Annotated in this window: 3 protein-coding genes; all 3 read right to left on the bottom strand. The window is 39.2% G+C overall.

Annotation, left to right across the window (positions count from 1 at the left end):
* Positions 1-917: hypothetical protein (locus AN214_RS21035; protein WP_054981510.1), on the bottom strand; the 917-nt coding region annotated here is incomplete at its 3' end.
* 123 nt (positions 918-1,040) lie between these two features.
* A complete protein-coding gene (locus AN214_RS21030) occupies positions 1,041-1,730 on the bottom strand; it encodes a hypothetical protein (RefSeq protein WP_054981509.1) in 690 nt (229 codons plus the stop codon).
* 13 nt (positions 1,731-1,743) lie between these two features.
* Complete coding sequence (locus tag AN214_RS21025; RefSeq protein WP_235576790.1) at positions 1,744-12,807, bottom strand: RHS repeat-associated core domain-containing protein; 11,064 nt, start codon at positions 12,805-12,807, stop codon at positions 1,744-1,746.
* Positions 12,808-13,084 lie beyond the last annotated feature (277 nt).

The following is a 13,084-nucleotide window of genomic DNA, read 5'->3' as shown; positions in this document are numbered from 1 at the left end:
TCACAATATTCAATCATATTGTCTGGTTTTCCAACAGCACCATGAAATGATTTGGTAAATTGCGTGGTGAGCTTAAGCCAATTTTCAGGCGAAATACCCAAACGAGTTAACATTGGAAGTTCATTCGCTGAAATAGCGCCGCGCTTATCCTCGCGAATAATACGTCCTGTTAACTCAACGAGTTCAATATAGCTTTTGAGTTCAAACGGTAAGCCTTTTGGCATATGTTTGTGTGGGTTACCTGCAAACTTAAGCAGTGCTTTGGGTTGAGTGCCTTTAAGTGCTGCGTTAATGCGTTGTTGAATGCTGGTGTAATCTGATTTTTCTGGGGTGTTTGCTATTTTTGCTCTTATTGGGTTTAAGTCAACATACGCCATACAGGCTGCAAGTGCCGCTTCATCAAGGAGTGCTTGAGATTTAAATCGCCCTTCCCAGAAGCGGCCTGTGCAGTTGTCTTCAAAGTTTGCTTTGCGCGCGATGTCTTCATTAAGCACACGCATAAACCAACTAATGTCTTTTAAACGATTTCGGAACACTTTAGTCATTTCAGCTAACGTGTTTACCTCAGCTGGATTGAGTGGCTCACATGACAAGAACTTTTGTGTCAGTAAATTGCCTTTAAACAATTTATGCCAACGCATAATAACGGCTTTTTGATTGAGTCGGTTTGCTTTTTTCTCATCTACGCACAATACAATGTGAGTGTGATTGCTCATTACGGCATACGCACATACATCTATACAAAACACTTTCGTCAATTCAAGTAGCTTATCTTCAACCCAAGCTCTTCGATGCTCAAATGATTGCCCTGTACTTTTATCTTCACCGCATAAAAACGCACGGCGTACACAACGAGAAATGCAATGATAATAGGGAGTATCAATCAGACTGATTTGTTGTTTTCTTGGAACCGCCATAGAACTTCTCATCCTTAAGAAGTGTAACCTACCCTAAACATAGAAAAACACCCAAACTAAATCAAATTAGAGTGGGTGTCTTTGTTATTCTTTGGTTTTCTAGTTTTCTAGTTTTCTAGTTTTCTAGTTTTCTAGTTTTCTATAGGATAAAACGAGCTCAGCCGCTTCTTGTAATTTTTTAGGAAAACTCAATTTATCTACAAGCATCTGATTATTACCTCCGTCACTTTCCATTTCTAAGATTGTTAATACTTTAACGGCACTATCATACATTGCAAAATCCGTAATTTTCTCGACTTCAGACTTTATGTTTGAAATAAAACTAGAAACATCAGTAATAACGGCTAAATTTTCGTTTTGAGTAAATTTTTGCATCGATAAATCAATATTAGTAAATCCGACATCGCCAAATACAAGTCCTGTAAAGTCATTGTCCTGTATTTCATTTGTTCTTGTTTTACCATCAACATCCCGATGTTTTCCAACAAAGTTACCCTGCTTTATTTCTCCACTAAATACACAATTAATAAACTCAGCGTCAATACAAAAAAATTTTTTAACCTTAACATTCTTAAAACTACAATTTTCAAATCGAGCCACACCCAGAACATTTGATGAAAAAGAGGTGTTATCGAATGTACAATTAACATATTTAGTTTGTTTAGTTCCACCACCAAAACAAATATCTTTGATAATCATATCCTGAAACGAACAGTCTAAGAACTCACTTTCAACTGCAATAAATTTATTGACTTTTTGACCTGAAAAGGATTCTGACTTAAGCCTCTGATTAAATATTTCAATATCACTCATTTTATACAATCTCTTAATTATACGTCACTATATCGGCAGCTCGATTCAGATGCGTTTTCACACCTTTCTTTGTAGTCAACTCGATAGCTTGACCTGTTGCCTTGTCTAAGAAATCGAAAGCGCGCGTAGCGTTATAGTCAAATCTTCCTGGGTGCATTTTCTGGAGTGTTGCTTCAGTACCTCTATGAACAGCATGGCCAATGAACCTAGAACCATTATCAGGATCTGCCAAATAGGCCTTAATTTCTTTAGGACTCATATACTGTTTTAAGTGACTAAATCCAGCCTTATATTGTTGCTGTGCTATTTGTTTTACAAGTTCGTCTCCAAATTGGAATACTCCGTCTCCATTCTTAGTAACACTCCCAACTCTAAGACCAAACTGACCGGTTTTACTGATTGCATACACGGCCAAAGCTGCTTCATCAATTGGTGATATAATTGAAATACCGATGATCGCACCATCACCATATGCCCCCATCTGTTTAATGTATTCTTCCGAGCTGATTTTATTATTCACAAGATCCACTGTCAATTGACTCATCTGTTTGCCAATCCGAACATCATCAATGGTCGCTAATGACTGAACCAAGTTTTCTAATAATGCTGAATTGGTACCCCCAATCTCCCCAGCTTCAATTTCACCCTTATCGGTTATTTGTTCTTTTTGAGTTTCAGTGGGTGATTGATACACAGTTTGCCACCCACCAAGTCGCTGCATCATCGTCAGCCCGGTATAACCACTTGGGTCAGTCCCTGCAAGCGGGTTATTCATCAAATAACTATAAGGGTTAATGCTCTGAGTATTTTCAGGTGCTTGTATCACCGGATCAACACTTAAAAAACGCCCTAAGTTAAAATCAAATACACGCCCATTCATATGGATCACTGCTAATTCATCTAAATGTTCATGGGCTGTAAATCCGCGCGTGCTTAAATCGGATTTTAAAAAGCCTTGCTTACTGTCACCCCAGAATTCATCACGCGGCTTACCAAACATATCAAAGCTACGCCTTTCAGCCAGCGCATATTCGAGCGCTCTGTTATCGTCAACATAACCATAGGTCAATAGATTAATTGAACCTAAACGGTCACCATGAAGGTACAATAACTGTTTAAATCCCTCTTCATGGGTGATCAGACCAAAACTTGAAATATGGTGTTTTTTCAGCGGGTTATCACTGTCGCTTGTGTGGACTTCTTCATAAGCCCCCACATAAAATGTCACGCTTGATTGACCGTCGACAGTTTTAATTTGAATATAACGGGTACCGTCCGCATCGTATTCAAACGCTGAGTTTGAAGTACCTCTGGCAAGGGTAACTGGCTTGTCGAAAATATTGTACATTGCACTAAAGTTATCACCTTGAGTAAGGTTACCATTATTATCGTAAGCAAAGTCGATTGTCTCGCCATTTAGCTTTTTGAGTGATTTTACCGCATTTGGGCCACCCGTTGTGCTGTCTGTCTCAAGGTAATTATAGTTTGTCGCATAATCTGATTTTGACGTTATATTGCCAACCGCATCGTAGTCATAATCCACAGTTATCGGCGTGAATTCTGGCATGATAAAACCATGAGCACTGCGCGTCGCACTGTCTAATCGATGCAAATCATCATACACATAGTCTTCATGCACCTCGGTAATATTGTCTTGTTGTTTTTTCAAATTACCAAAATTATCGTAACTAACATAAGCAATATTACTTAGCGCTGATGATGAAGTGCAGTTATCTAGCTTAGTCACACAAACTTGCGAAACTTCGCCACCTGCATAAAAACTGCGGTGCTCTTTTAAATCGTTAAGGTAGTTTGCCTGAGCGATACTACCAGCAGCATTGAGTTGAGTAATTGAGCGCAGTGTTTCGCTGGTATTTTCATCAACATCACCGATCAAATTGCCATAACTATCATATCTGTGGCTAATAACTTCTCCTGACGGGTATTTCGTGCCCTTTAACCAACCATAATTAGCGTCATAAGCATACTCGAAAATAAACTCCCGAGTTTGCCCATCATGTTTAATTGACGTTGTTTCTTTTGTGGCTCGTCCTTTATTGTCATACACGTATTCAACTTTATGATTTTTTCTGCTTGTTGAAGAAAGCGTATTGTCTTTACTTGCATCATAACGCCATTGGCTATCTAAGGCATTGTTGACATAACGATGTGTTAATCGGCCAATTGCATCATAGTCATAACGTAGTTCAATATTTTTTGCATTTTTCTCCCAACGTTTTTGGCCAAAAGCATTGTAGCGATAATGCCAAGTACCCATATTAGGATCAACCAATTGCTTTTTAAAACCAAAGCCATCGTAATTTGAGTAGGTATAGTTATTACTCGCGTCTTTTAACAGAATGACGTTGTCATTTGCGTCATAACTAAATGAGGACACACCATTCAACGCATCTTTGGTTCCCATCAACAGGCCTTGGGAATCATGCGTTTGTTCCATTGTTAAAACGCCATCTGCACCAGCGTTTACTGTAAAGGTAGTTTTTAACCCCACGTAGCTATAGGTGACATCGTAATTCTGCGGTGTTTTAGTGACGATTTTTTTGCTCGGCCTGCTAAGTACATCATAACCAGAGTAAGCAATTTTGTTTTGATGCTTATCCTCTTCAAATGCAGGTAAATAATGATTCGTTACTCGGCCTAAATTATCATATTTGAAGCTCTCTATAATATATTTATCGGCGTTAGACAAACTATTCGTTGTTATTACAAGCGGTTGATGCGCTTTGTTGTATTCCGTCACTTTTGTTGCAGCTGCTTCTTGCATTTCAGTGACTTGGTAACTTGCATCATGATTACAAGTTATTGTTTCGTTACACCACTGATATACAAAATAACGTGGTTTACTTGTGTTAGAATCTTGTTCTATTAATTTGCCGAACGCGTCATACTTATAATTTATGACCATACCTTCAATGGATGTCTCACTGGTTACAAGCCCAGAGCCTACATCGAAGGTTTTTGTCACAGCAGCTTCGTCCCAAATGTTATTTTTTATTTTATTGGTAAAATAACCACTTGATGAAGTGCGGTCGAATGTAGTTACTTGCGTGTGATTTCCGCCTGAATACTCTGCGTTTTCATCAGCAACAGCCTCAATTTGTTGTTGTTGCACATTGCCGTATTTATCGTAGCTAGTGAAAGAGGTCACTTTAGAGATGCCAGTGCCACTTGCCGTTTCGGTTATAGAGCTCACGCGTCTATTAATTTCAGTGTCCCACGCATATGTTTTCTTAAACCATTTAGTGTTATTAAACCCTTTAGAATCCAATGAATACTGTTCTGAGTATAATTTTTGTGTTTTAGTTTCGCTGTAATTTAACTTATTCAACCACCAACTATTTTCATCAGCCGCATAGTACTCAAACTTATTTGTTTTTGTTTTTGTACTGACTGCATCACTTATCGTTTCAGTATGTAGTTTTAAATTACCGTATATGTCATAGCTATTGTAGTTATTACTCACACTGTAAAGTAACGTGCCATCAACGTCATTATATATCGCGCTATCTGCCTTTTTATAAATAAAATAAGTGTTATCATCGATACTGGTACACTCATTGTCACTAAGACTACACCATGTAATTGACTTCTCGTTGATTAAAGTATCGTCACTTGTTTTTCTAGTTTTAAGTTCTGCTAACCTGCCTACAAGCGGGTAGTGTGTGTTAAAATTAAATTCTGTTGACAAGTAAGTTGCACTGTTGCTCTCAGTGATCCTTTCGAAACCAACAAAGCCTAGCCCTGCACGATTATACACAGGGGGTGAATATTGATAGCGTTTATATATATCTGAATAACGATGATTATTCTGGCTACGATGGAGCACTACTACAGGATCACTGCTCGGTACCCTAAAACTATAATCAGCTAACCCTTCATTGGTAAAACTTGCTGCTTCATTGGTAGTCAACCAATGTTTCAAAAAGCTTTTATAAAAAAACCGATCATCAATGCCCATATTGGCGATGGCTTCACCATCACCATCTTGCTTTTGATCATAGGCTTTTTTGAGTAAATCGGGTGTCTCACCGCCAGCCGCTTTTTGCCCGAAATAAATATAGTATTCGGTTGGACGATTATCCTGCCATTCCCTTGCTATTGTGCCATCGTGCAGGTATTTAGCAGTATAAAAATCAACAACGCCATCACTATTAAAATCAGAGGCGTAAAAGAAGCCAAGCGTACCTGTAATATCGGTTTCTAAAAGCTCAAAATTGACATTGCCTGTCGCGTCAATATTTGAGAGATAAACAGAGTAATCACCAAATGCCATATTGGATATGTTAAAATCATCTGGCCCAGCAGACTCTGAACCATTACCCTCTTTACACATTGAACGCGAGCGATCACTCATGCAGTCACGTTTGTCTAGATTACGATGTAAGAACATAAAGTCTTGATTACCATCGCCATTAAAATCCAGTACTTTAACAGATGAATTAGTTGTGTATGACGCACGAGGACTCCAATTCCATCCCTCATAAGTTTTATCAAAATCAAATACCTCAATGCCGGTATCAATAGGCAATTCGAAGTTGCCACCATTATTGATGTAAAGCTTCCATGTGTGCGAGAAAACCAACAAATCTGAGTTGCCGTCGCCATTGGCATCGATCCAGTGATGCCCACCAGCAGCCATACTCCAATATTTGGAAACATTCACAGGTAGCTGATACACATTGAGTGTTAAATTTCTCTCATTTGTTTCTAAATTACGTCTCTCATTAATCTGAAATACCTTTACAAAAACATCATCGCCGTCGTGCTCCAGTCTAACAACATCAGGTACCCCGTCACTATTAAAATCAGTAACCTGATAGTCTGTTGGACGATATTCGAATGTATCAAATGTAGAGTTAGGATCAATTTTTATACCTGGCAATGCTTTGGTGCTGCAAACATAGTTTTCACAACTCTCATCTAAGACCGATAACATTAACTCACTATACGAAGAACGATGAAATAAATAGTATCCCCCTTCATTATTAGAAAAAGCATCCGCCCTACATGCTTCACGATGTTTATAATCAAACCCGTAGAATCGTTTGCCAGTGAATGTATTAATAGTAAGTGCTTTTACAGAGCACTGCATTTGGATATTAAGGTCAGTAGACTGAAATTCAGTTCTATCATCATTTAATTGTGCAATTCTTAGTCCATTCTCCCCAACACCAATAAGGTCAAGTACTCCATTATGATCTATATCTAGCGACCCCAAGGTTAAATATTCTCTTGCATCCGCTTTTGGAACAGGTTTAAAAGGCAATTCTATGACTTTGTCGATTACAACCTGATTATTTTCAAGGGATAAGAGGTGGAGTTGCTTGTTTTTAACAATATCCAACGTACCATCATTATTAAAATCCGCAATAATTTGGTTTTGTTGACTCCAAGGCATATCTGAATTGAAGAGCGTATTTGTCGATACAACTTTTTCAAAAGTAATTGCTTTACCTGTGTAATCAAACATACGTTTTGGTAAGCATTCTTCTGAAGAGTCGTTAGGATTAATTCCACATTCTTGTATCGATTCGAGCAAACGCCTGCCAGTTGCTTCACTTCCGCTATCTTTATAATTTAGGTTATATTCTCTAACGAGACTATCACCAACATAAGCGTGTATTGATGACAGTTGTTTTGATTGATTAAATTTTTTGCCTTTAACATAACTAAAACTAGAGTTAGACGCTTGCACATATGCAAATTCAACCTGTCTAGTCCCGCGAGTAGTGCCAAAACCAGTGTAATAAATATTACTTACATTGATCTCACCATTTTCATTATCGTAGACATATTCGATGTTGTTACCGATATTCTCGTCATCAACAAGCTTATTTATGTACCAACTAAGCGTGACCGTACTCTCAGAATCTTGTAGCCTACTGTTTAAAGTCTGGCCATAGTAAATTACATTACCTGCTTTGTTAGTTACTTTGAAATATGCGCCGGTTCCGTTAATGTCGTCTCCCAATAACTCAACTAAATTGTAGCTTTCACTCAGAGTGCGATATTTGGAGCCTGCTACGCCATATTCACCTTCTACAACTACAAGTTTTTGCCCGTTAAGACAGAGCTTATCGTCATCTGATAAATCGTATTTATTGTAAAAGCCATCTTCAATATAGTTAGCGTCACAACGATTGATTGAAGAAATTCCTGAGATAGTCCAGCTCAAACCTACAGAGCTTTGAGAAACACGGTTACTGCGATAGCTTAGAGCAACCTCTGGTGAGATCCCTTTCCTACCCGGAGGGATTTTAATTGGAACAGTGTAACTCACGCCACCACCATTAACTTCAGCTTTTGAGTTTAAAGTACCGACAACTTCACTCGGAGGTAATATGGGGCTAGAAAATGAAGCGTCTTCAATGGCAGCAAGGTTTGCCGTTAATTCTTCAAGTTTTCTTGAATAAAGCTTATGAAGCTCTGGATTCCACACATTACTCCATGCAGTACAACTTTCATCGGCAAAGCAGGCTTTAACACGATAGGCGCGTTTAGTATCGTCATTTGGTAATATAAAACTTGTTGATGCATTCTCTTGGGCAAGTTGCCAATTGGCTTCAGTATAGTTACCACAACTTTCACCACACGCGTAATGCTGAAGTTCATAACTCTGTGCATTAGCTATGGTTGACCAATTTAGAGTATCAGCCTCTTTTTTTAATTCAGGGATATTGATGCCATCAGGATCTTTTAAGACTCGATGTGTTGCTGTAATAAATTTAGAGGGATCTGATGGATACCGTTGAGTTTCACCCTCACCGACAAAGCACTCCCAAGTTGTAGTATAATCACCTTCTGCCATGAAAGTTTGAATGCCGTTGTTGCCTGCATTACCACGCCACCTGTCAACTTCTGTTTCACCATTTTTAATAGCGCGACAGTCTCGAACGCCTGTAATATCCCAATAAAATGTTTTTGGTTGCCCTATGAGTGTCGTCTGTTTTACCCATTCAAAACGATTGACATTAACTGTGTCGTCAACCGTTACCGCTATGCTATTACTATGCGCGCCACATTCTTGCTGCGCATTACAGGCCTGAATACGATAAACTTTATTCTCAACTAATTCAGGCAATAAATAACTTTGCTCTGTAACATAGCCTTCCAACTGCCATGCTGTATAAGGGATCTCTTCACAACTCGCGCCGCACTTTGCTACCTCTAATTTGTAACTGTCAGCGGGCGAATTATAAGTCCATATTAAACTGTCTGAGTTTTTCCTGAGGACTGGCATATGTACACCATCAGCTTGCTCCAAAACATCAAGCTGCGCTGTAATAAATTCAGAAGAATTAAATGGATATCTTACTCCTGATTTAGTAAAACACTCCCACTTCGTTTGCTTTTGCTGAACCACCTTGAATATTTGAACACCATTATTACCTACATTCGCTCTCGGCCCTTTCGGGTCGACTTCAACATCTGCTCTTTGACATGTTTCAACACCCGATATGCTCCAGTAGAAAGTTGAGGGTTGGCCCACTACAACTTTATTCGGAGCCCATTCAAACCGATTGACTGTAATTGGGTCTATAACGTCAACTTCAGTTACAACTCCAGTGGTACAAAGCGTTTCATCATTACAACTTAATACTTTAAATTTATGTTTGCCTTTTTGATTGAGTATTGGGCTAGCTATCTGGTGATTTTCAACAAAAGCTTTTTGAACTACCTTTGGCTTATACGCTGTATTAAGCGTGCCATTTGGCAACGTGTGCGCAACCTCGTAATAACCATCAACGCGAATACCACTTGCCCATTTCCAACTGACAGTCACATTATTACCTGCATTGACAATTGTCTTGTCTACTGAAACTGCTGTTGCTTCTCCTGATTTACCATAAACATGTATGCGTACTTCTGGGCCATATTTACTGCACCCCCCATTACTACAATGGGCATACGATAAGAAATAATAACCAGTCGATTGCGGCGTGAACTTGGCTATATTCCCTTGATATGTAATTGATTCGGTTACAGGTTGTTTATTGGTGCCTTCAAGGTTTCCAGTTTGCAACTTTAATTTATAGCTTTGCGCACCAGAAATTATCGGCATAGTGACTGAAACATTACTATTTACACGCTGATAGTTGCCACCTACTGGCTCCGGCGTCTGGCTAGGCGTTTGAGGTTTTACATTAATTACTACCGACACACCATCTGTACAAAGTGTTTCATCATTACAACTACTCACAGTAAACGTATGTGCACCTACTTGCACTAATTGTTCAATAGTCATACTGTGATTTTCGACATATGCTTCTTGAACAACATCATGGTGGACAACCGTCGTACTATCTGGCTTGAGTTGTTTCACACGATAAAACGCTCCTACACGTATCTTGCGAGCCCACTTCCAGCTAATACTGCTGCTATGCCCTTCAAATACACTTGCAGGAAGCGCACTAAGCTCTGTAACCTCGTCTGATTTCCCATAAACATGGATGCGTACTTCAGGGCTGTAATCGCTGCAAAGCCCGTCGCTGCATTGAGCATATGACAAAAAGTAATACCCAGTTGATTTTGGTGTGAATGAAGCGACATTACCTTGATAGGTAATTGTTTCGGGCGCTGGTTGCTTATTCGTACCTGCAAGGTTGCCTGTTTGTAATTTTAAATTGTAACTTTTTGCCCCAGCAATAGTTGGTAAAGTAACATTTACATTGTTATTGACTGCTTTATAGTGCCCACCATCAACATTCGGAATTGTATCAGGTGTCGTTGGATAAACATTTACCGCAGCTGTTACGTTTCCGCTACAAAGCGAATCATCATTACACGAATTCACGTTAAACGTATGAACACCCGGCAGAACCAGTGATTCTGTCACTTGTGAGAAATCGAATACACCGGTTGTTTGTGACACATTAGCATAGTGTTTTGTCGTACCATTTGGACGAATCTGTTGCACTTTGTAATGCCCACCTACACGAACACCATTAAATGACCATTTAATATTTGCGCTGCTACCAACATTTACTGAAACAGGATCTGCCACCACATTTTTGGCAAAACCCGGTTTGCCATATACTACAATTCGTTGAGTTGGGCCAAACTCGCTGCAGTAGCTCCCTTTACATTGAGCGTATGAAACAAAATGGTAACCCGTTTTCGCTGAAGAAAAACTGGTTGTTGAACCTGTAAAAGTCTTATTCAGTACTTCTTGCTTGTTTGCACCTTCAAGCGTGCCAGTTTCAACTTTTAAACGATAGCTTGTTGCACCACTTATCGCAGATATATTTACATTAATAGTTGAATTAAGTGGATAATAGTGACCACCCAAAACCGAAGGTATAGCGGTTGGCGGAGTGATTGGTGTCCCTTCTACGCTCACACTGCGCGTACTACCACAGCCAACATTTTCTGGGTTGCATGCGACTATCGTAAAATTATTTTGCAGATTTGGTACTGCAACATCAATAAATCGATTCGTCGTTCGACCAATTTCTGCACCATCTCTAGCGATTACATATGAGATACCTGGTACATCTCCACCTGGTAAATCCCAAGAAAGTCGAGTTGTTCCGCCTACTTCTAGGCTTGCAGGTGTTGCCTTAAAGTTATTCACTCCGCCTGGTGCAGTATAAAAGTAAATTGGTAATGAAGAAGAGAAAGGACCACAGCCTGCTTCGTTACAGGCTCTTACTTTGTAGTGGCGTCTTCCATAATTACTATGAGTGACAAAGTCTTTGATAGAGTTATGATTATGAATCCTTGTTTCACCTTCATAAAGCTCGTAACGATTCGTACCAGTCACCGCAGACCAATTAATTTCTTTCGAACTATTTACTGGGTGATAAGCATAACCCACATTTAGCGTTGGTGATTGAGTAATATTGACAGGCACATTGACTGTGGTACTTCCCCAAGGGCCGCAAGGCAAACTAGGGTTACATGCCCTCACTTTAAATGTATACACACCATTTTCGGTCAAGGCGGGCGATGTATACTCGGTGGCACTTGCACCTGACACATGATTCAAACGAGATAAATTAGTCACTTTATTCGAAGGCGAGACTATCTGACGCTCGTAATGGGTTCCTGAATAGATTATCTGGCGCGGATTTGGCCAGCTTATTTTTACAGTATTACCCGTTGTAACCAAATTACTGCTTGCTGTTGGGTAAGCTTGTTTAGGCGAACCATAAGAATGCGTTCTACGCCAAGAACTTAATCCACTACACCCGGCACTATTACACGCTTTGTATCTTATGTAGTTATATCCCCAGTTATCTCTTAATGTAACTTGGGTTGCACTTGATTGTAATTGATAATTACTGTCAGTTGTGCTCATAAAAACTTGGTAATATGTGGCGTTCGCTACTGTCGGTAAACTCAGTTGAACTGTTGTACCATAAGGGTGATAACTGCCTCCAACTACATCAGGAATAGAGCTAGGTGTTGACGGTTTGTCGTAAAAGCTTACATATCGAGTGCTTGATAAAGGGCCACAACCGCCGTCGTTACAAGCATTGACACGGTAACTATTAGTGCCACTCGTGCTGCTGGAAATCGTTGTGGATGTGCGATTCCCCTGATAATAAAGATTACCGTTCTGGTAAAGGTTAAAATAATCAGCACCACTTGTAGATGACCATGAAATAGTCTGATTACTATTAATCGGTACATTACTTGGTGCACTCGGAGCACTTAACCTTCCTGGCGCTGGCGGTAAAACTCTAACATTTGCTGTCAAGTATATCCTATCACCACTGCTGTCTTGACAATACCAGCTAGTTGTTCTGTTTACAGGACTTGAAAATAGTTGACGCCCATTATTTCCAACAGCTGTGCGACGCTTGTTATTGCCAAAACAAAACTCTGCTCCTTCAATATTCCAATAAAAGGTTGTTGGAGTGCCAAGCGTAACAACAGAGGGTGACCATTCAAATCTATGTACTTTCATTGCCGCATAAGAACTAAATGAAGCAAACAACAAAATAACGATGAAAAAGCAAATAAAAGGACTTTTTAGCTTTGCGTAAAATTGATTAGATAAACTAGTAAGTAACGTCGACGAAGAGAGTTCGCCACTTTTAAGAACAGGCATTGATTTCACACAATCATCCTTGATTTATTTTTCATTTAAAAACAGGGCATTATATTGAGGAGAACTTTATTTTCAAGAATAACTGTAACTAAATGTAAAAAATTAAGTAATAGAACATATTTTTTAGTAACAACACTTGAGTTATAGAGTTTATAGAATTGAAGATTAAATAAATTTGTTTGAATTACTTCTCAATCAGACATTGATGACGACGCTACTGTAAAAATCTGATTACTTGTCTAACCTACCAAAGCCCACACTCTGTTGTGGGCTTTTT

Source organism: Pseudoalteromonas sp. P1-9 (assembly GCF_001399975.1).
In the GTDB taxonomy this organism is placed as follows: domain Bacteria; phylum Pseudomonadota; class Gammaproteobacteria; order Enterobacterales; family Alteromonadaceae; genus Pseudoalteromonas.
Note: the sequence above shows the minus strand (reverse complement) of the source record. Positions and strands in the feature narration are given on the sequence as shown.